Annotated in this window: 22 protein-coding genes; 16 read left to right on the top strand and 6 right to left on the bottom strand. The window is 32.5% G+C overall.

Annotation, left to right across the window (positions count from 1 at the left end; translation table 11 throughout):
* Positions 1-23: 23 nt before the first annotated feature.
* The gene (trpS, locus tag FOF46_RS24715; protein WP_109436075.1) at positions 24-992 is read right to left on the bottom strand and encodes a tryptophan--tRNA ligase; all 969 of its coding nucleotides are present in this window, start codon (positions 990-992) and stop codon (positions 24-26) included.
* A gap of 75 nt (positions 993-1067) precedes the next feature.
* Here trpS and FOF46_RS24710 point away from each other — a divergent pair, with 75 nt between their 5' ends.
* From FOF46_RS24710 to FOF46_RS24685, 6 genes are all read left to right on the top strand, one after another.
* Positions 1068-1814: a lysophospholipid acyltransferase family protein gene (locus FOF46_RS24710; RefSeq protein WP_143918304.1), complete on the top strand. Its 747-nt coding sequence runs from the start codon at positions 1068-1070 to the stop codon at positions 1812-1814.
* Positions 1815-1912: 98 nt separating this feature from the next.
* Complete coding sequence (locus FOF46_RS24705) at positions 1913-2725, top strand: helix-turn-helix domain-containing protein (RefSeq protein WP_143918303.1); 813 nt, start codon at positions 1913-1915, stop codon at positions 2723-2725.
* Positions 2726-2792: 67 nt separating this feature from the next.
* Positions 2793-3263, top strand: coding sequence for a DUF6265 family protein (locus FOF46_RS24700; protein WP_143918302.1), 471 nt, complete (start codon positions 2793-2795; stop codon positions 3261-3263).
* 99 nt (positions 3264-3362) lie between these two features.
* The gene (locus tag FOF46_RS24695) at positions 3363-3881 is read left to right on the top strand and encodes a DinB family protein (protein WP_109436071.1); all 519 of its coding nucleotides are present in this window, start codon (positions 3363-3365) and stop codon (positions 3879-3881) included.
* Between the two features lie 246 nt (positions 3882-4127).
* Positions 4128-5270 carry an HYR domain-containing protein gene (locus tag FOF46_RS24690; RefSeq protein WP_143918301.1) on the top strand — a complete coding sequence of 381 codons (1143 nt, stop codon included), beginning with the start codon at positions 4128-4130 and terminating at the stop codon, positions 5268-5270.
* A gap of 297 nt (positions 5271-5567) precedes the next feature.
* Positions 5568-6209 (top strand): hypothetical protein, encoded by a 642-nt coding sequence (locus FOF46_RS24685; protein WP_143918300.1) that lies wholly within the window; start codon positions 5568-5570, stop codon positions 6207-6209.
* Positions 6210-6218: 9 nt separating this feature from the next.
* Here FOF46_RS24685 and FOF46_RS24680 read toward each other — a convergent pair whose 3' ends face one another.
* On the bottom strand, positions 6219-6836 hold the full coding sequence (locus FOF46_RS24680; protein WP_143918299.1) for an NAD(P)H-dependent oxidoreductase: 618 nt from the start codon (positions 6834-6836) through the stop codon (positions 6219-6221).
* 79 nt (positions 6837-6915) lie between these two features.
* Between FOF46_RS24680 and FOF46_RS24675 the strand changes: the two genes are divergently transcribed.
* Positions 6916-7791 carry a LysR family transcriptional regulator gene (locus FOF46_RS24675; RefSeq protein WP_109436067.1) on the top strand — a complete coding sequence of 292 codons (876 nt, stop codon included), beginning with the start codon at positions 6916-6918 and terminating at the stop codon, positions 7789-7791.
* Positions 7792-8035: 244 nt separating this feature from the next.
* Here FOF46_RS24675 and FOF46_RS24670 read toward each other — a convergent pair whose 3' ends face one another.
* The 4 genes from FOF46_RS24670 to recA form a co-directional block, all read right to left on the bottom strand.
* Positions 8036-9844: an outer membrane beta-barrel protein gene (locus FOF46_RS24670; RefSeq protein WP_143918298.1), complete on the bottom strand. Its 1809-nt coding sequence runs from the start codon at positions 9842-9844 to the stop codon at positions 8036-8038.
* On the bottom strand, positions 9841-10392 hold the full coding sequence (locus FOF46_RS24665) for an RNA polymerase sigma factor (RefSeq protein WP_109436065.1): 552 nt from the start codon (positions 10390-10392) through the stop codon (positions 9841-9843). Before FOF46_RS24665 ends, FOF46_RS24670 begins: the two co-directional genes overlap by 4 nt.
* Positions 10393-10412: 20 nt before the next feature.
* Complete coding sequence (locus FOF46_RS24660; protein ID WP_109436064.1) at positions 10413-10829, bottom strand: hypothetical protein; 417 nt, start codon at positions 10827-10829, stop codon at positions 10413-10415.
* Between the two features lie 174 nt (positions 10830-11003).
* A complete protein-coding gene (gene recA / locus FOF46_RS24655) occupies positions 11004-12011 on the bottom strand; it encodes a recombinase RecA (protein ID WP_109436442.1) in 1008 nt (335 codons plus the stop codon).
* A gap of 677 nt (positions 12012-12688) precedes the next feature.
* Between recA and trhO the strand changes: the two genes are divergently transcribed.
* The 9 genes from trhO (at position 12689) to FOF46_RS24610 (ending at position 22015) form a co-directional block, all read left to right on the top strand.
* Positions 12689-13720, top strand: a complete 1032-nt coding sequence (gene trhO / locus FOF46_RS24650; RefSeq protein WP_143918297.1) for an oxygen-dependent tRNA uridine(34) hydroxylase TrhO — start codon at positions 12689-12691, stop codon at positions 13718-13720.
* 154 nt (positions 13721-13874) lie between these two features.
* Positions 13875-15152 (top strand): PSP1 domain-containing protein, encoded by a 1278-nt coding sequence (locus FOF46_RS24645; protein ID WP_143918296.1) that lies wholly within the window; start codon positions 13875-13877, stop codon positions 15150-15152.
* Entirely contained in the window at positions 15139-15630 is a 492-nt protein-coding gene (locus FOF46_RS24640; RefSeq protein ID WP_109436061.1) for a gliding motility lipoprotein GldH, read from the top strand. The genes FOF46_RS24645 and FOF46_RS24640 overlap by 14 nt, the downstream gene beginning before the upstream one ends.
* A gap of 3 nt (positions 15631-15633) precedes the next feature.
* Positions 15634-17961, top strand: coding sequence for a penicillin-binding protein 1A (locus tag FOF46_RS24635; protein WP_109436060.1), 2328 nt, complete (start codon positions 15634-15636; stop codon positions 17959-17961).
* 102 nt (positions 17962-18063) lie between these two features.
* Complete coding sequence (locus FOF46_RS24630) at positions 18064-18765, top strand: CoA transferase subunit A (RefSeq protein WP_109436059.1); 702 nt, start codon at positions 18064-18066, stop codon at positions 18763-18765.
* Positions 18766-18799: 34 nt separating this feature from the next.
* A complete protein-coding gene (locus FOF46_RS24625) occupies positions 18800-19441 on the top strand; it encodes a peroxiredoxin (RefSeq protein WP_143918295.1) in 642 nt (213 codons plus the stop codon).
* 13 nt (positions 19442-19454) lie between these two features.
* Complete coding sequence (locus FOF46_RS24620) at positions 19455-19793, top strand: hypothetical protein (RefSeq protein WP_109436057.1); 339 nt, start codon at positions 19455-19457, stop codon at positions 19791-19793.
* A gap of 2 nt (positions 19794-19795) precedes the next feature.
* A complete protein-coding gene (locus FOF46_RS24615) occupies positions 19796-20452 on the top strand; it encodes a CoA transferase subunit B (protein WP_109436056.1) in 657 nt (218 codons plus the stop codon).
* A 765-nt stretch (positions 20453-21217) separates the two neighbouring features.
* Positions 21218-22015, top strand: coding sequence for a hypothetical protein (locus FOF46_RS24610; RefSeq protein WP_143918294.1), 798 nt, complete (start codon positions 21218-21220; stop codon positions 22013-22015).
* The last annotated feature ends 233 nt before the right edge of the window (positions 22016-22248 follow it).

The following is a 22248-nucleotide window of genomic DNA, read 5'->3' as shown; positions in this document are numbered from 1 at the left end:
GCTTTTAAAAATTGATATATTAACTAATATCCCACCTTTTTACGCACTCTTGTCAATACGCTATCTGCTATTGTAGTTGCTTTTTTGGCACCTATAGCTAGAGCTTCATCAACTTCATTAAGGTTGTTCATATAATAATTGTAGCGTTCCCTAACTGTAGCAAATTTATCGATAAGTAGCTCGTATAATGCTTGCTTTGCATGACCATACCCATAATTACCACCACGATAATTTTTTCGCATTTCTTCTTGCTGTTCTTCAGTAGCAATAAGTTTATATATAGCAAATAAATTGCAAGTATCTGGATCTTTTGGTTCTTCTAAAGGGGTACTATCAGTCTGAATCGTCATAATCTGTTTACGCAGTTTCTTGTCAGGCAAAAACAGATTGATAATATTGCCTTTTGATTTACTCATTTTGATACCATCGGTTCCAGGGACATACATTGTTTCTTTTTGTACCTGAGCTTCTGGTAATACAAATACCTCACCAACCTGAGCATGTATTCTTGAAGCTACATCACGTGTCATTTCTAGATGTTGTAATTGATCCTTTCCTACAGGAACAATCTCTGCATCATACAATAGAATATCTGCAGCCATTAACATAGGGTAGGTAAATAGACCAGCGTTTACATCCTCTAATCGATCAGCCTTATCCTTAAAAGAGTGAGCAAGGGTAAGTCGTTGATAAGGAAAGAAACAACTTAAGTACCACGATAATTCTGTTACCTGCGGAATATCACTTTGCCTATAAAAAACTGTTTTTTCTATGTCCAATCCACAAGCTAACCAGGTAGCTGCAGTAGAGTAGGTATTCTCCCGTAATACTTTAGCATCTTTAATTTGTGTAAGTGAATGCATATCAGCAATAAACAGAAAGGATTCATTCTGTGGCTGATTTGCCATTTCGATAGCAGGAAGTATGGCTCCTAATAAATTTCCTAGATGCGGAGTCCCTGTACTTTGTACTCCTGTTAGAATTCTGGACATGATAATTTTTCTAATTTCTTGGCAAAGGTAATTTTTTTGTTCACATAGCTCAAACCAATTGTGTATTTTTGGGCAATGCAATTATTAAGGAACATACTTATTCTGTTGTGGCGTATCTGGTTTTATATCCTTATGGGTATTCCAATACTTATTATGTTTCCATTACTATTAGTCCTTTCTTCAACAGAAAAGTTATATCCACAGTTTTTTGTAGTAGCAAGATTTTGGGCAAAAATTGTATTGTATGGATCAGGCTTTATACCTAGAGTAACCAAAGAAGAATCGGTTGATCGCAAGAAGAGCTACATGTTTGTGGCTAATCATGCATCGATGACTGATATCATGTTAATGTTATACTGTGTAAAAAATCCTTTTGTTTTTGTTGGCAAAAAGGAGTTGGCAAAGATTCCGGTTTTTGGATTTTTCTACAAACGAACCTGTATTCTTGTTGATCGTAATAGCCAGCGTAGTCGTAAAGAGGTTTTTGATAGGGCACAGGCCAGATTACATGATGGTACAAGTATCTGTATTTTTCCTGAAGGAGGCGTTCCAGATGATGAATCTATTGTATTAGATCAGTTTAAAGACGGAGCTTTTAGATTAGCTATAGATCACCAGATCCCAATATTACCACTTGCATTTTTTGATAATAAAAAACGATTTTCGTATACCTTCTTTAGTGGCGGTCCTGGTATTATGAGGGCTCGTATTCTTAAAGCAATTCCAACAAAAGGGCTAACACAAGAACAGAAGAAAGAATTGCGCGAACAAACGCGGGATACAATTTTAAGTACTCTGGAATCAGGACCCAGGAATAGCTAAGTCATATATGTGTTTTTCATCCTGGTATTAAAGGGAGATATTTTGTAGCAGTTGGTTTTTATAGTAGTATAGAAATTATCTAATGATTAGTCGCAATTATGAATGAAATATACATTCAGAAAGATGCCGATCCAAAGGTGTCAATAATGATTCAAAGCTTTTGGTGGATTGATAAACAAGGTGATCTTACTATTCAAAGAGAAAAAATTATTCCAGATGGATATCCAGAACTTATTTTTCATTTGGGAGATGCATATAAAACTAATATAAATGGAGTTTGGGAATTACAAGGTAAAGACTTAATTGCGGGTCAGATCAAAAATAGTTTTTTCCTTGAAAATACAGGTGAATCAAAAATGTTTGCTATTAAGATGCAACCATGGGCATTGACCGAACTATTTGATATTGAAATTACGAGTTTAACGGATAAGGTGGTCGAAATCCCTTTAAAAAGTCTAAAAATTCTGAAACCAATTAAAGAAGTGGCTACTAGTTCTCTTTCTTTTGATGAAAAAGTAAAACAAATTGAAAATTGGTTTTTGTTTTGTATTTCTAAATTGAAAAAAAAACCTTTAAAAGGACAAAAGATAGTCGAATTAATTATCAGGAATAATGGAAAACTTAGCTTAAAGGAAATCCAAAATAAAATTGGAATTAGCGAAAGAAGTTTAGAACGTTATTTTAAAGCACACATTGGCTTGTCTCCAAAGTTTTATGTTAGGATTATTAGATTTTCCTATATTTTTAGATTAATTCAGGAAGGTGATATCGATTGGTCGGATATCGTTTTTCAAGCTGGGTTTTATGATCAATCTCATTTCATTAAAAATTTTAAAGAATTTACTGGCGAAGATCCATCTCAATACAAATTCTTTGAAGAAAATATGGCAAATTTATTCTTGAAAAAATAAAGTGTCGGTTTTTTACAATCCTTAAACATACTTAGAAATTAATTTTACAGTATTAAAAAGTAAAATAATGAGGATTATAAAATTAAGTATCATTTTAGTAGTATTCGTTTTGCAACATGTCTATGGACAGAAGATAGAAATGCAAAAAATAAACTTCTTAATCGGAACATGGAAAATAGAAGGGAAAGAGAGTTATGAAACCTGGCAAAATAAGGATGGTAAATTTACTGGAGAATCTTACAAAATAAGAGATGAAAAAAAATATGTTTCTGAAAAGTTAGAGATAAAATTGTTTGATAATAATTTAGTATATATTGCCAAAGTATTCAATCAAAACGAAGGGAAAGGTATTAGATTTATACTAAAACAGTCAGAGAGATATTTATTTTCTTTTGAGAATTTGCAGCATGACTTTCCAAAAAAAATTCAATATAAAATTATTAATAAAGATGAGTTACTTGTATCTGTTCTGGGAGAGCATGATAAAGGATTTTCCTATACTCTAATTCGGGTTCATAGTTCTGGAAAAGAAAATTAACAACTACTCCTTTTGTATGCGTACAAAATCTATTACATTTAAAGTAAGTATTCTGTGAAGAGTACTTAATTATTCGTGAAACAGTTAAAAATATAAAGGATGAAACAAATAAAATGGTTTGATCGGAAATTTGAATTTTCCTTTGAGCAGAATATTTTTCCTTCAATACTAGAGAGATTAGATGGTACTTCATTGCGACTGAATGATAAGATTAATAAAATACCAACAGAACAATTAACCAAACGTAATAATAATAGCTGGTCGATTCAGGAAAATGTAGGGCATTTGATTGATCTTGAACCTATTTGGCAAGGTAGATTAGAAGATATTCTTAGTAATCAAAAATATCTGAGAACCGCTGACTTAGAAAACAGGAAAACTCATTTTGCACAACATAATAAAAAACCAGTTGAACTTTTGTTAAAAGAATTTCAAGATATTCGAAAAAGGACAATAAATAGCTTGAAATTAGTAACAGAAAAACAAGTTTATCAATATGCACTACATCCAAGACTAGAAACGCCAATGCGAACCATGGATCTGTTTCTTTTTGTAGCAGAACATGATGATCACCACCTTGCTAGGATAAGTGAGTTGAATAAATTACTAACAGAGTGAGCAAGAAATTGCTCAAAAAGACACCAATACTCTAGTAGGCATGAGAAGATTTTTAATCCCCAAGAGATTCAGGGATATTGTGTATATGCTTTTTAAAGAGAGTTTTGAATACATAGTTGACTAAACATGTGTTGCTAATTCTGAAACATATGTTTCTATTATATAGGTTGAAACCTTATAGATTTGCATAAAAATTCCGTCATGTTCAAAAAAAATCCCCCCTTCAAGTTAATAGTATTTTTATTTATGTCTGTCAATATATCTGTAACTAGTTGTAGTAGCAATGATGGGAGCGATGTTGAAACAGAAGAGCCCAAGGATAATATAGACCCTACTATAGCATGTATTTCAAATATTAGTGAAGTTGTGGATGCTTCATCAAATGGTAAAGAGGTAACATATACTACACCAGTTGGTTCTGATAACCTACCAGGAGCTGTCACTTCACAAACAAAAGGTTTAGCATCTGGTGAGGTATTCCCAGTTGGAACTACCACAAATACATTTCAAGTAAAGGATGCAGCTGGCAATACGGTATCTTGTAGTTTTGACGTTGTAGTAACAAGAGACGAACCTTCATCAAATGCCCCTTACTTTATAGGGTCTGCTGATCCAGCTCCTTCTGGTAAATCATGGAGTAAAGTAGAAAACTTATCTGATGAGTTTGATGATGGTATTTTTGACGAAAGTAAATGGTTAAACACAGATCCAAAGAGGTGGATTGGGAGAGCTCCAGGGATTTTCAAGAAAAATACAATGACAGAAACTGAAAATAATCTTAGACTAACAGCCTATAAGTTGGATACACCAGAAATGGTAAATGGTAATACATTTACACATGCAGGGTCATATATTGGTTCCAAGGCAGCAGCGCAGGTTGGGTATTATTTTGAATGTAGAATGAAGGCTAATAAAACGTTTATGTCCTCTACATTTTGGTTAATTAATCATAGAAATGAAGGTACAGGTTGCGATAGAAGAGTTACAGAATTAGATATTCAGGAATGTGTAGGACAAGTTACAGCAACTGCAGATTGGGCTTTGCAATTTGATGAAACTATTCACTCTAATACACACAGTAGACAAACTGATTGTCCAGCAACAGGAACAGGATCTGTGGGAGGTAATACCGAAGTAGGAGGGAAAGTATGGTCAGATTATCATATTTATGCCGCTTGGTGGAAAAGTGCTACCGAAATAGAATTTTATTTAGATGGTAAAAAAGTGTATACGGCTATTCCAAAAGCAGATTTTGATTTACCAATGTATTTAAGAATGGTTGTTGAGACATATGACTGGAACCCTGTTCCTTCTGATGGGGGTATGACAGGAACCGAAGAAGAAAGAACAACCTCTTATGATTGGGTAAGAACGTGGGAATTAAAATAAAAAAATTAAAACCAAGCATGTGATACCGAATGCATGTGCTTGTTAACTCCTTAACTTTGAGATGCTATTAAATACTAAGGGTATACATTATTTAATTTGCTTTATGCTCTTATATGTTATTCAACATATCTTCTAAACAGAGTGTAAGGATTGATATATAGATTTAAAAGTTTAAAAAACTAAACCAATTCTCAGGTAAGTTTCACTGAAAACAAGGTAATTTAAGAAAGAAGGAACACTTATTTTTATTCTGAAAACATTGAGACATCTTTTAATTAGAATAAATCAAACTAAGAAATGAACTTACAATATATTTTGCTTGGTTTAATTTTGATAATATCATGCAAATCAAATACGAATAAAGATGAGAAGGAAGAAAAATTGATAGAAGAGTCAAATAAAGAAGAAGAGGTTGCTAAAGAAAATAGTAAAGAATTTATAACCTTTTGTTTTTATCAATTAGATGATAAATATTCGAATGAAAATGATAGTATTAAAATACAAGAATGGATAAAAAAAGAATCCGACATCATAAAAACAGGAAAGCTTAACAGTAATGATTTATTTGATCATAATGCTGGTGGGCCTAACGGTGCAGAATGGAATGCTGGGACTCATATCTATCTGGTAATACAACAGTCACCTTCTTCTGTAGCTGAGAACCCAAAAATATGGATCAATGGAAAACCTTTTTATGATAAAAGCATCTATGAATCAAAAGACCTAAAATGGTTTCTCATCAGAAAAGAATATTGGTATAATCAATTAAGAGATGTAAATTCTGCAGATATCAAAGATTTATATCCTGATCCAGAAATTCAAAACGCCATTAAAAATGAAGAATATGAACCTTATGTTGGACAAGTGCTAAGGTTTGATATTAGTTATGAGAATTTACATCGAATAACCAAATATTTTCATGTAGCTTATGGAGAATGAAATTTTAGATTATGAAAACCAACTATCGATCAGGGTTTTTATTTCTGATTTTGCATGTTTAAGAATTGAGTTTAATTGGTCTCTATTTTGATCAACTCCAAAAGCCAAAATCTGTTCTGTAGGAATGCCTATGAAATCAAAATTTTGTTTAATCGTAGATGAAGCATATTCTTTAACATTATTCGAAGTATTATAATCAAAACCACTTACTATAATTGATAAAGCTTTTTTATTGACACAAAGACCTGTAAATCCGGTTTTGGGGCTAAAAGAAAATGTTTTGTCACTAACGATAATAGCATCTATCCAAGCTTTTACGGTAGCTGGCATTGTAAAATTATAAATTGGAAAAGCCAGTACAATATTGTCAACTTCAAGCACTTGTTCTATGAGTTTATGATGATTCGATAGAATTAAGAGTTCTGTTTCTGAAAAATCTCTTTTGCCTTGATTCCATTGCATTATTAAATTCAAATTTTTTGTTAATAATAAATCAGGTGGGGTTTCGGCTAAATTTAGATGCCTTATTTCTGTTTTTCCTTTAGCTAGTTTCACAAATTCATCAAATAAAATTTTTGTATAAGAGCCTTTTCTGGGAGTGTAATTTATTACTAATGTCTTTGTCATATTTTTATTTTTGAACAAATGTAAATTCAATCAATTAATAATTTTAATTATTTTTGTTTAATTATTTATAATAAATGTTATGATTAACTTGGAGTGGTTGAGAACTTTTAGGGCTATATATGAATGTAAAAATATTACAGAAGCTTCATTAAAATTAAATATGACTCAACCAGGGGTTAGTAAACATTTGTCCGCTCTCGAAAGCCATATTGGCAAAAAGTTGTTTGAAAGGACTACCAGAAAATTAGCACCTACCGAATATGGGAAATTTTTGTATTCACAAGTTAATAATCCATTACAAGAATTAGAGAAGGTAGAGTATTATTCGAATCAAAGAAGAAAAAAAACACGCTCTGCAATAATAATTGGTTGTACTACAGACTTTTTTAATAAAGAACTAATCCATAAAATGTATTCATTTGATATGTACATTGTAACTCATTTTGGGACAGAAAAAGAGCTAATAGAAGCTCTTGAAATAGATAAAGTTCAGTTATTAGTCGGAATAAAAAAACATGGTATTTATGATCATCAATTTGCGTATATAAAAAATGAAGAATTAGAATTAATCTGTTCTAATACTATAGATATTCCAGAAAATATAGAAAATAATGAGCGAGAACTCACCAAATGGTTGCAAAAGCAAACTTGGTTTGTCTATGACAATGATCAGAGTGATATTAATTTTTTTTGGGAGACAAATTTTAACAAGAGTCTCAAAATAATCCCGAGATATATTTTACCTTCTTATCTGGATATAATAGAGGTTTTAAAAAAGAATAATGGGTTTAGTGTAGTTCCTAAACATTTGTTTGAAAAAGAATTAAAAGATAACTTAATTAAGACTCCAATTAATTCTGCTAAAAAATCAGAACAAAAACTATTTTATTCTTATAAACTTAAGAATAGTAACTTGAAAGAAATTAATAAATTCATAGAGGGAATGAAAAACTAGTACTACTACAGAATATCTTGAATTATTAATAAAGGTTTTTTAAGAGAATCATCACAGGTTTTCGGTCTTACCATTATAGTACAGATCTATACAAACACAATAGAGATTGTTTTTATTGAGAACAGGAGTCTAAATAATATTTAGAAAAACGAAAGTCGTTCCTCCCCAGGAACGACTTTGTTCATCATTGCTTATTATGTGTTGCAATAACTACCTAACCAACTAAAAAAGGTTTTGTATAGATCTAAAATTTAAAGCTTACCCCTGTGTAAACTCCAAAATAATAAGGTTTAAAATTACCGGCATTATTATTAAATGCGTTAAATTGATATTTAAAGATGGGTTCGAGATTAATCTCGAACTGATCTGATATTTTATAATCAACACCAAGTCCGATGTTACCTGTAAAACTTAAATCATTAAGATTATTGGCTTCACCAATAGAAGTTTCAAAATCTCCGGCCTCTAGGGAAACCTCGTTATCTTGTAAAAATAATGTGCTAAAACCGCCAATCATATTGACACCAAACTTTTTGTCTACTAAGGAATACTTCATTTCCATAGGAACTTCTATATATGCAATACTCTGATTGATTAATCCAAAATTTTGAGTTTGGTCTAGTGCATTTCTGTTAATATCAAAAGCTTCAATATCTCTTGTGTTTCCAATATCAGAGATAAGAATTGCTCCGGCATTTTCATTATAATTTACACTTTCTAGGTTTTGTCCAACAGCAGAAGGAGCAAAACCAACACCATTTGTATTGTAGCTTAAATCTACCTTACTTACTCCTGAGCGGATACTAAGTTTTTTAGTAATAGCATAAGAAACTTGAACTCCATAACTCATATTTACCTGTCCATTTTTGTTATTGTCAGCAAATTGAGGATCAATCGGAGATCCATCTCCAATAGAATTGTAATATACGGGAGCTATGTTTGGTGAAATATTCCATTTTTTTGAAGATGATGGGGTTTCAACAACCTCTTCTTCTTGATTTACTACATCAAAGATGGACTTTTTACCTTTGTCATCTAGCTGTTCAGATTCTTCAGGAACGGTATTATTTTCTTTATTTCTTTCAGTATTGTTAGTATTCTTTTCGGCTATAGCATCTGTATTTGTTGCATTATTTTGATCTGGAGAGATAAAAGTAGAATGCTCTTTATCAGATTTCATTTCTTTATTTGGAGAGTTAGCAGCAGTAGAGGGCGTAGTCGAATTTTTTTCACGAATTATATCATCTTTTTCAGAACTAAAGGTTTTGCCTTTAGTATTTGTAGGAGTATTTATAGTTTTATTTCTTTCAGAATGATCATTACTTTTTTCGACTATAGCATTAGTGTTTGTTGTATTATTTTGATCTGGAGAGATAAAAGTAGAATGCTCTTTATCAGATTGTATTTCTTTATTTGAAGAGTTAGCAGCAGTAGAAGAAGTAGTCGAAATTTTTTCATGAACGATATCCTCTTTTTCAGAATTAAGAGCTTTGTCTTTAGTAGTTGTGTTTTTTAAAGAATGATCAACTATACGTTGTTCATCATTGGTAGTTGTAAGAGTATTTGTTGCATTATTTTTTACTGATTGTGATTGCTTTTCTTTAGTATCAGCAATAGTTATATTTTCCTTTGTTCCAGAAGGATCAAAATAATTGTTTTGAATTGTTTTGGTATCGTAATCATTTTTTTCTTCACTTTTATCAGAACCAGAGGCTTTTTCTTTTTCTGTATTGACTATTGGTTTTTTATTAGTTGTAGTTGTTTCAAAAGAATCATCAGGAATCTCTTCGACATTGGTTTTAGTTTCAGAATTGGTTATCGTCTGATCTTGTTGTTGGGTGGTGGTATTAAAAGGAAGGTTGCTGATACCAAATATAATAGCAATTAAAGCAGCAATACCTGCAATTCTATACCAAAAAGGAATAAGAAAAACTCTCTTTTTATTTTGGTTTTTCCGGGCTTTTATTTTCTCCCATACTATTTCATCAGGAATAACTTCAAAATCTTTGAATTTTTCCTGAAATAACCGATCTATATTTTTTTTATCATTCATCTTCGTCCTTCAATTGAGCGAACATATGGTTCTTGGTTGGTTTCTAGTTTTTCTTTTAAAATATTTCTTGCTCTGGCAAGGTTAGATTTAGAAGTTCCTATAGATATCTCAAGCATTTCAGCAACCTCCTTATGTGAATACCCATCTAGCACATAAAGATTAAATACCAATCGATATCGATCAGGTAGTTGTTGAATAATTTTAAGAAGATAATCTAATGAAACTTCATCATCGTCAATTTGTACTTCTACTTCTTCAATTTGTTCTTCGTTAATAATATCAAAAACTTTTTGTTTCCGATATTTTTGTAAAGCTGTATTTATAGTTACCCGTTTTATCCACCCTTCAAAAGAACCCTTATTTTTATATTGGGTTATTTTATCAAAAATGGTGATGAAAGCATCTTGCAGGGTATCTTCGGCACTAGAATAATCGTTAGAATATTTTAAGCAAATAGAGAATAACTTGCTACTGTATAGTCTATACAATTGTTCTTGCGCTACCGCATTTCCTTTTTTACATCCCTTTATGAGTTGGTCTAAACTCACTAATAACTTTTTTAGTTTAATTATAATACAGGTACTTCTCTAATTAAAAATTGATTATCTCCATTCTCATCTTTTCCTTGCCAAAATCTAAAAATGTAAGAATCTTCTTCTCCAACCAAAAAGTCGAAAGAAACTTCTACAAGATCTGTCATGTCTAGTTCTTCACAATTCCCTCTGTTAACCACCAAATTGATTACTGATACAGTTCTTTCGTTGGCTAATCTGTCATAATCAAACCCTGCAAAAGAATGACAATTTGATGTTCTAAAATAAGAAACAGTAATTGTATAAATCTCACCACGGTTAAATTGCTCAGGGACCGAAGCATCTTGTACCGTAACTAATTCATAAAAAAAACTAGTTTCATTATCATCATTAGAACACCCTGTAGATACAGCTACAATAAAAAAAATCAATATTATTCTTATCCTTCTCATAATTGGGGTTTCGAGAAATAATACAATTATTCTATTATGTAGATGTAAGTAAGTAAATAAGGTTGCTTAGGTAAGCTTAAATTTACACTTATTTTAATTATATCAGGATATAGTTACCTTTAGACATAAAAAAACCCCGAAACTTCGGGGTTTTTTTATGGTATTAAGAAAGTTTTACTCTTTTACAATTTTTATAGCTTCAATAATTTTCTGTTCGAGCTCTTCCATAAGCTCAGGATTATCATTAAGTAATGCTTTTACCGCATCTCGGCCTTGACCAAGTTTAGTATCCTGATAGCTAAACCAAGAACCACTTTTCTTTATGATTTCATAGTCAACACCAATATCAATGATTTCTCCATTTTTAGAAATACCTTGTCCGTACATGATATCAAACTCTGCAGTTCTAAATGGTGGTGCAACTTTGTTTTTGACTATTTTTACCCGTGTTTTATTTCCTTGTACCTCGCTATTACTATCTTTAATTTGTGTAGAACGGCGAATATCCAAACGAACAGAAGCATAAAACTTTAATGCATTACCACCAGTAGTAGTTTCAGGATTTCCAAACATCACTCCGATTTTTTCACGAAGCTGGTTAATAAAGATTACAGTACAGTTTGTTTTACTAATTGAGCTGGTTAGTTTTCTAAGAGCCTGTGACATTAATCTTGCATGAAGACCCATTTTAGAGTCTCCCATTTCGCCTTCGATTTCACTTTTAGGAGTAAGTGCAGCTACAGAATCGACAACTATGATGTCAATAGCGCCAGAACGAATTAAATTATCCGCAATCTCTAAGGCTTGTTCACCATTGTCTGGTTGAGAAATAATTAAATTTTCAATATCTACACCTAATTTTTCTGCATAAAAACGATCAAAAGCATGTTCAGCATCTATAAATGCTGCGATACCTCCACCTTTTTGTGCTTGAGCTATGGCGTGCAGCGTAAGGGTTGTTTTACCAGAAGATTCTGGTCCATAAATTTCTACAACTCTACCTCTGGGATATCCTCCAACACCTAAAGCTAAGTCCAAACCAAGTGATCCTGTAGGGATAACCTCCACCTCTTGGATGGCACTGTCCCCCATTTTCATTACAGTTCCTTTTCCGTATGCTTTATCTAATTTATCTAAGGTAAGTTTTAGTGCTTTTAATTTTGCGTCTTTTTCTGTACTCATTTGTTGATCAAATATATCGGGATTTGACATTCTATTGTAAACTTTTTGCTAAAGTACTATTTCTTTTTGTAGTTGTGATATGGATTCTAAAATCGTTATTAACAACAGAATATAATGGATTTATATATAATATTTCTAGAATTATAAGAATCATGATATAGTACCTAAAAAGTACTTTTTCTATTATATCACGCAACCTTATATTTTTTTTGCATCTACTATAAAAGCAAATATGAACAAAAGAAGGAGGAAGGTGATCGATGAAATTTCTTAAAAAGGTCGTAAGACATAACCTTAACCACTCTACAATTGCTAGTATTAGTAATTGTAGAGTAGAAGGTGGTTAGCTTCGTTATTATATTGATTTAGATCGTTAAATTAAGTATTAACGAATTGGCCAAAAAAATGCCTTGAATTCTTTTCAAGGCATTTTTTATATTCAGAAAATACAATTTATTGATTTTACATCTATAGAATTATTCTCATATCTAGACTTTCATAATAGATATGTAGTATCCGTTTCATTTTTTTGGACTTGGGTTTTAAAGTTAGATAGGGTTTTTTTATAAAGAGAAAGTAAAGTTGAATCTAGTATTGGACCCTGAGATGAAAATAAAAATTATTTGTACTTTTGTGCGAAATAAATTATTCTTTTTAACTTAAAACGTAGGTATAGCATGCAACTGTACAACAAATTAAGCGCAAAAGAAAGAGCAGCTCTTATCGATGAGGCGGGTACAGACCGACTTACGCTATCTTTCTACGCATACGCAAATATTGGTAATCCAGAAATCTTTAGAAATCACCTTTTTATTCATTGGAATGAACTCGATGTTCTTGGTCGAATTTATGTAGCCAAAGAAGGAATTAATGGGCAGTTATCTGTTCCTGCGCCTAATTTTTTGGCTTTCAAAAAACACTTAGATAGTATTACCTTCCTGGAAAATGTACGTCTTAATATTGCGCGAGAACAAGATGCAAAATCCTTTTTAAAACTGAAAGTAAAAGTGCGTAACAAAATAGTTGCAGATGGTCTTAATGATGATACTTTTGATGTGACTAATAAAGGAGTACATGTAGATGCTTCGGCATTTAATCAACTTATAGAAGATCCAGATACTGTATTGGTTGATATGCGTAATCATTATGAGAGTGAAATCGGACATTTTAAAGGAGCCGTTACACCAGATGTTGATACGTTTAGAGATTCTTTGGATATTATAGAAGAAGATCTTAAAGAACATAAAGAGGATAAAAAACTAGTAATGTACTGCACAGGTGGTATACGATGTGAGAAAGCTAGTGCTTATTATAAACATAAAGGATTCAAAAATGTATTTCAATTAGAAGGAGGAATCATAGAATATGCAAGACAAGTAGAAGCACAAGGTCTGGAAAACAAGTTTTTAGGAAAAAACTTCGTTTTTGATCACAGAAGAGCAGAACGTATATCAGAAGATGTAATTGCTAACTGTCATCAATGTGGAGAGCCATGCGATACTCATGTAAACTGTGATAATGAGGCGTGTCATTTACTATTTATTCAATGTTCAACATGTGCCGAGACCTTTGAAAATTGTTGTTCGACAGAATGCATGGAGATTAATAGATTACCATTCGAAGAACAAAAAGCTCTTAGAAAAGGCAAAGCAAATAGTAATAAAATCTTTAAAAAAGGTCGTTCTGAAGTATTGAAATATAAACAGTAATTGCTAAAATGCAAAAGATACTATGTTGATAATTTTTTTCATAGTATCTTTATCGATTAAGATATTAGATACGGTAATCGTTTCTGATTTTAGTAAGAACCATATTTGTTGTAGTGTTTAAAGCTACAGACAAATTTCAATATAGATAGAAAATATGGGGTGTAGCAGTTGTTCCTCCGGAAATGACGGGCAACCGAAAGGATGTAAGAATAATGGTACTTGCGGTACCGATGGATGTAATAAATTGACGGTTTTTGATTGGTTGTCTAATATGTCGCTCCCTGGTGGGGCAAAACCTTTCTCATGTGTTGAAATTAGATTTAAAAACGGAAGAAAAAATTTTTATAAAAATACAGAGAATCTCTCTCTAAGTATTGGCGACATTGTAGCTACAGAATCTTCGCCAGGTCATGATGTTGGAATAGTTACTCTTACTGGTGAGCTGGTTCGTATCCAGATGAAGAAAAAGAAAGTAGAAGAAGATAGCGAAGATGTTAAGAAAATCTACAGAAAAGCAACTCAAAAAGATATTGATATTTGGCAGAAAGCGCGTGATCGAGAAGAGAGCATGAAAGTTCGTGCACGTGAAATTGCGATTAGATTAGAACTCCAAATGAAAATTTCTGATATCGAATTTCAAGGAGACGGATCTAAGGCTACTTTTTATTATACTGCAGAAGAACGTGTAGATTTCAGGCAATTGATTAAAGAATTTGCCCATGAATTTAGCACAAGAATAGAAATGCGTCAGGTAGGTTTTAGACAAGAAGCAGCTCGATTAGGGGGTATTGGTTCTTGTGGGAGAGAGCTTTGTTGCTCAACATGGCTTACCGATTTTAGATCAGTAAATACTAGTGCAGCGAGATACCAACAATTGTCTTTAAATCCACAAAAACTGGCAGGTCAATGTGGAAAATTAAAATGCTGTCTTAACTACGAGTTAGATGCTTATATCGATGCATTGAATAGTTTTCCTAAAACTGAAACAAAACTCAAGACAGAAAAAGGAACAGCAGTATGTCAGAAAATCGACATTTTTAAAGGAGTATTGTGGTATGCTTATGAAGGAGAATGGATGAATTGGCATAAAATAACTGCAGAAGATGTAAATGAAATTATTGCATCTAATATAAATAACGAAAAAGTAGCAAGTCTGGAAGATTTTGCTTCTGAACTTATAGAGGATACTAAAACAGATTTTGAGAACGTTGTAGGACAGGATAGTCTAACGAGATTTGATCAACCTAAACGTAGTAATAGAAGAAGAAATCGTAATAAAAGGAAAAATAAAAAAAGAGGATCTTCAGAAAAACAAACTGTAGCTTCAAATAAATCAAAAGCGGGAAATTCTGAAAACAAAAACTCAAATAAATCAAACAATCAACCTAATAAAAAACGTAGGTCTAGGAATAAAAACAATGGTAAATCTTAGATTTTTTTTAATAGTTTTTATTATAATTGGAATAGTTTCTTGTGATGACAAGCAGGTTTTTGATGAATATCAAACCGTAGCGGATGCATGGGAGATAAATGAGAAGGTAAGTTTTACAATACCAGAACTCGATTCTCTACAAGACTATAATTTGTTTATTAATGTTCGTAATAATAACTCTTACAGATATAGCAATTTATTTTTGATCAGTGAGATGAAATTTCCTAATGGAAAAGTAATCACTGACACTTTAGAATATCGTTTGGCTGCGCCAGATGGACAATGGTTAGGCACTGGCTTTTCTGAACTTAAAGAGAATAAATTATGGTACAAGGAAAAAGTAAAGTTTAAAGAACAAGGACAATATATGATAACGTTACAGCATGCTATGAGAAAGAATGGTGAAGTAAATGGCATAACATCGTTAGAAGGAATAACAGATATTGGATTTAGAATAGAATACGCGCAAAACCCTTAGGATATGGCAAAGGCAACACCCAAGTCGACAAAAAAAAGAAAAAAGACTCCAGCAAATAATACCATAAAATTTATAAAAGGATTCTGGATACTATTTGGATCAGGGATATTTTTAGTTATATTATTATTCCTTTTTGCGAGTTGGGGAGTATTTGGTGAGATGCCAACATTTGAGGACTTAGAAAACCCACAAAATGACTTAGCAACTCAGATTATTTCTTCTGATGGGGTGCAAATAGGAACTTTTTTTGATGAAAACCGTACTCCTGTAAATTATAATGATTTACCCGAACATTTGGTAAACGCATTGGTAGCTACAGAAGATGCAAGGTATTATAGTCATTCTGGTATCGACGGTAGAGGTACAGTAAGAGCATTTGTCTTTTTGGGAACCAAAGGTGGAGCAAGTACAATATCACAGCAATTGGCTAAACAATTATTTACAGGAGGGTCTAGAAATATATGGGAGCGAATCACGCAAAAACTTAAAGAATGGGTGATAGCTACCCGCCTAGAGAGACAGTATACTAAAAATGAGATTATTGCTATGTATCTCAACAAGTATGATTTTCTTAATCAGGCCATAGGGATAAGTTCTGCATCTAGAATTTATTTTGGTAAAACACTAAAAGATCTTAAAATAGAAGAAGCTGCTGTATTAGTAGGAATGCTAAAAAATTCATCTTTATACAATCCATTACGCAGACCTGAACTGGTAAGAGATAGAAGGAATACTGTACTTGGACAAATGTATAAATACGGTTATATCGGCGAAAAAGAAAAAAATGCTTTGCAAGAATTACCATTACAATTAGAGTATTCTCCAGAAGGCCATAAAGATGGAACAGCACAGTATTTTAGAGAATATGTGAGAAGTTGGATGGCAAACTGGGTAAAAGAGAACCCTAAAGGAGAAAATGAAGAAGGAGATCCAGAGTATTATGATATCTATAGAGATGGTTTACGAATTAATGTAACTATAGATTCTCGTATGCAAAAATATGCAGAAGCAGCAGTGCAAGAACATATGTCTAATCTTCAAAAAGAGTTTGATAAGCAAGAGAAGAAAAACAAAACTACTCCGTTTAGAAACATTACAGAGGCAGAGAAAGAGTCAATTCTCAAAAGAGCGATTAAAAGTTCTGCAAGAAGAAAGAAAATGCTTAGTGCTGGTAAAAGTGAGAAAGAAATCAATGCATCTTTTGACATAAAGACAGAGATGACCATATTTAGCTGGAAAGGTGATATTGATACCATTATGACCCCGAGAGATTCAATTTTATACTATAAAAAATTCTTACGATCTGGGTTAATGTCAATGGAGCCACAAACGGGGCATGTTAAAGCTTGGGTAGGAGGGGTTAACTATACACATTTTCAATATGATCATGTGTACCAGGGGGCACGTCAGGTTGGATCTACATTTAAGCCTTTTGTGTATGCTACGGCAATAGATCAGCTTAAACTTTCTCCTTGTGATACACTACCATTGTCACAAATAACTATTTCGGCAGGTAGTCATGGAGTTACAGAAGATTGGACTCCTAAAAATAGCGATGGAGAATATACAGGATACCTAAGCCTTAAATCTGCTTTAGCAAAATCTGTGAATACAATTTCTGCGCGCTTAATGGATAAAATAGGTCCAGAACCTATTGCCCGGTTAGCCACAAAAATGGGAGTAAAATCGCCAATTACACCAGTCGCTTCGATTGCACTAGGATCGGTAGATTTAAAATTATCAGAAATGGTAGGCGCCTACAGCACCTTTGCAAATCAGGGAATTTATACTAAACCTGTTACGATTACCAGTATTGAAGATAAAAATGGGGCAATATTGTATCAATTTGTTCCAGAAACCAAAGATGTAATTAGTAAAGAAGCAGCCTATGTTACTATTAATTTAATGGAAGGAGTTACACATTCAGGCTCAGGAGTGCGTTTACGAACAGGAGCTTCTTCAAGATATGATTTAAAAAATGTAGTTACTGGACATCCCTATCAATTCACAAATCCAATTGCAGGTAAGACAGGAACGACCCAAAACCAAAGTGATGGTTGGTTTATGGGAATTGTTCCAAACTTGGTTACAGGAGTATGGGTTGGTGCAGATGATAGAGCAACACATTTTCAGACTACCAAATTCGGACAAGGAGCTACAATGGCATTGCCAATCTGGGGATTGTATATGAAAAAATGCTATACAGATAAGACTTTGGAGGTTTCTACAGGTGCATTTCCTAAGCCAGAAGAACTAACTATTGAAGTAGATTGTAAAGTCTTTAGAGAGAGTAATATTCAAGATGAAAATATAGATGAGTTTAGTATGTAAAGAGGACTTTGTTCATCGATTAAATTATTCATAAAACTATCTTATTTCAAACGATCTAATCCTATTTTTTTAGTACTTTTAGTCTGCTAAAATTAGAACATTATGATTCGTAAAACGGTACCCAATGTTACCGAAGCTTTGACAGGAGTCAAAGATGATATGACCTTTATGTTGGGAGGGTTTGGGTTATGTGGTATTCCAGAAAATGCTATCGCAGAACTTGTAAAACTCAATATTAAAGGACTTACTTGTATATCAAATAATGCAGGAGTAGATGATTTTGGATTAGGGCTTTTACTTCAGAAAAAGCAAATCAACAAAATGATTTCTTCCTATGTTGGAGAAAACGATGAATTTGAACGACAAATGCTAAGTGGAGAATTGGATGTAGAACTTATCCCACAAGGAACACTGGCAGAACGATGTCGTGCTGCACAAGGCGGGTTTCCTGCATTTTATACTCCAGCAGGTTACGGTACCGAAGTAGCAGAAGGAAAAGAAACAAGAGAGTTTAATGGTAAAATGTATGTGTTAGAACATGCATTTAAAGCTGATTTTGCATTTGTAAAAGCATGGAAGGGAGATGAAGCGGGAAACCTTATTTTTAAAGGAACCGCTAGAAATTTTAACCCTTGTATGTGTGGAGCGGCAAAGATAACCGTAGCCGAAGTAGAAGAATTAGTTCCTGCAGGAAGTCTTAACCCTGATGAAATACATATCCCTGGGATATTTGTACAACGAATCTTTCAAGGAAAAGACTACGAAAAAAGAATAGAACAACGTACAGTGCGTACAAGAGAATAATTTTTGATATTTTAAATTTTTAAACACATAAATCATGGCGGTATTACGATTAGGAGATGAGGCACCAAACTTTGATGCACAAACTACAGAAGGTGAAATTAATTTTCATAACTGGTTAGGGGATAACTGGGGAATTCTTTTTTCGCATCCAGCAGATTACACCCCTGTTTGTACAACAGAATTAGGAACGGTAGCAAAATATACAGAAGAATTTAATAAGCGTAATGTAAAAGTGGCGGCGTTAAGTGTTGATGGTGTAGAATCTCATCATGGATGGATAAAAGATATTAATGAGACACAACATACTACAGTTAATTTTCCGATTATAGCTGATGAGGATAGAAAAGTATCAGAGCTGTATGATATGATCCATCCTAATGCAGATAGCCAATTAACGGTGCGATCTGTTTTTGTAATAGGACCAGATAAGAAAATTAAACTTACTATTACTTATCCGGCATCTACAGGTAGAAATTTTGATGAATTATTACGCGTTATAGATTCACTTCAATTAACAGCATATCATAAAGTGGCAACTCCAGCAAATTGGAATCACGGAGAGGATTGTGTTATTGTTCCTTCTGTAACTAATGAAGAAATCCCTAATCTATTTCCTAAAGGACATAAAGAAATCAAACCATATCTTAGGATGACACCACAGCCTAATTTGAATTAATCAAAACTTTTATATGAAGCTAGAATTTACGTGTTCACAATGTAAAATTCAGAACAAATTCGTTCCAGTCGTTTCTACAAGAGGACAATTACAAATGCAAGTTGGGGATGAGGTTGAGGTTGAGTGTAAGTATTGTAATAGAAAAGATAAAAAACATATTAATAGAATTGATGCAGTGGTAGATAATAAAAAGATTTTGATTGTATTCATTATAAGTATAGTGATTTCGGTTGTTTTATTTTTTATGTTTGGACTGATAGGATCTTTGGTAATATCATTACCTATATTAATGTGGATTCAGGAAGGTAAATCAACAAGTGATTTTAATTCATATAAGATTAGAAGAAAATAGATATGCTTGATAAAAACGGAATAGCAAAACGTATCGCTAAAGAGCTTAAAGACAAATATTTTGTTAATTTAGGAATCGGTATACCAACGCTGGTGGCAAATTATATACCACAAGGTATTGAAGTCGAGTTTCAGAGTGAGAACGGAGTTTTAGGAATGGGACCTTTTCCATTTGAGGGAGAGGAAGATGCAGATGTCATTAATGCTGGAAAACAAACCATTACTACTATGCCTGGTGCATCATTTTTTGATTCGGCTATGAGTTTTAGTATGATTAGAGGTCAGCATGTAGATCTGACCATCCTGGGAGCAATGGAAGTTGCTGAAAACGGAGATATTGCAAATTGGAAAATCCCTGGTAAAATGGTAAAAGGAATGGGAGGAGCAATGGATCTAGTCGCAAGTGCAGAGAACATTATTGTGGCCATGATGCATACCAATAGGGCAGGAGAATCTAAATTACTTAAAAGATGCTCGCTTCCTCTTACTGGAGTAGGTTGTGTAAAAAAAATAGTCACTAATTTGGGTTTTCTTGAAGTGACCAATGACGGTTTTACACTTTTAGAAAGAGCCCCTGGAGTTTCTGTTGAAGATATTAAAAATGCAACCGAAGGAAATCTCATAATTAAAGGAGATATTCCTGAAATGATATTGGATTGATTTAATCTAATTCTTTTGATATCCTAACGAATAATAATTAAAGGTTTACGGATAATAAATTAATAAAAGAAACGTTTGGTATAAAACAGTACCAAATTTCCCTTCTTTGAAAGAAAAATACTACACTTTCAATGGTTTTTCTATTGTCTTAAACCTTTACTTTAACCTGTAAAAACAAGCTTCACAACCTTAAATGTTAAAATTTTAGGTATTTTGTCGATTTATTACGTATTTAAACGCTATTATTGAAAATAATTTGCATATTAGTGTCCCCTTAAAAAAGAATGCCCCCTATTAACATTGTTTTTTGAGATTAAAATAAATTATTAACCCACACAAGTTTCCCCTATTATGAAAAAGCGTATTAATCGTATACAGAGATCAGTTAGACCCACAATGGAATTGATTTCTAATTGTATGTATGTTGCGAAGAAAGTATTTTTGTTGATGTGATTTTTTGTTGTTAATCAGTCGCAACCTCCCCAAGTCGCGATGAATTAAACCTGTTAGACTTACGTAGCTTAACAGGTTTTTTTATTTCGACCGATTAGATGATTACAACGCTTAAAAATTTATGAAGTTCAGATAGAGAATAGTTTCTAAAAGTATCAAAATAACCTTAATTCAGTATAGTTCAAATACCTAATAAGGTAATTGATGTATAAAAAAACTAGCAAATCAACTTATATTTATCCTATAAATAAAACGAGTTTTTAGACGAACTAACATTAACAATACATCAAGCTCAATTAATTTTTTCAAATATTGAATACTATACTATTAGGTTTTGCAATTCTTGCAAGTGGAATTATAGGATATTTTATCAGTATCTCATTGGTCACCACTCCTTTTTATAAAAATCGCGCAAATAACTATCTCTCTCTGTCATTGTTCTTGCTAACAAGTTTGACTTTGTTAGGGTGGTTTAACATAGAAGATACGGTTTTAGAATTTTTAAACAATCCTGTGTTGGAGTACCTGGTAGGAGTTACTCTATTTACCTATTTTCTAATTCAAATTGAACATAAGTACCTTAAACAAAGCTGGTATAAATGGCTTTATCTTCCTTTTATTGGCGCTTTGATTATAGAGACTATTCTTTATTTAGATACTATTTTTAACTTCTATAATTCAGATTTTGTTGATCTGCAATTTCATATTATGGATAATGGATCATTTTTCTTTAATGTTTTTTTGATCTTTTGGGGGAGGAAATTAATAAAAGGTTCTAAGATTATTTCAGAAGATAAAAAGCGTTGGTTGTTAAGATTAAACCTTTTTATGATATACATTATTATTATGTGGTTGTTGTCTACCATAGAATTCTATGTATTTGATTCAGAATATGCTACAAGTTTTCTATGGGTACTGCTTTCTTTTTTATCATGGTGGGTGTTGTATTACGGAGTGTTCAGACTACAATTAGTAGTACAAAAAGACGAAATACACCAATATTTAGTTTCAAAAACGACAAATAGTATTAAGACAAAAAAGAAAATAAACGAAATTAAAGTTTCCAAAATTTATAATCGGCAAAACCAAAAGTGCAAAAAAAATCGCTAATGCACGCAACTTTTTTGATAGATTATTTTGATGAAAAAACCACTCATATAGAGTGGTTTTTAAATATCATTTAAACACTATTTAAATCATGTTGTCGTGGTAGTCTGGAGATTCCTATGAAATTGACCCGGGTATTCCTGTTTAAATAGAGCATAGCAAAACAGTTCCCAAAAGCGTGTTTATTTCAGTGTTAAAATTACGATTTTTTTCTTTTTCTTCTCATCGACTCTCCT

It is taken from the genome of Aquimarina algiphila (assembly GCF_007489275.1).
Taxonomy (GTDB): Bacteria; Bacteroidota; Bacteroidia; order Flavobacteriales; family Flavobacteriaceae; genus Aquimarina; species Aquimarina algiphila.
The sequence above is the reverse complement of the archived record's forward strand: the minus strand, read 5'-3'. Positions and strand labels throughout refer to the sequence as shown.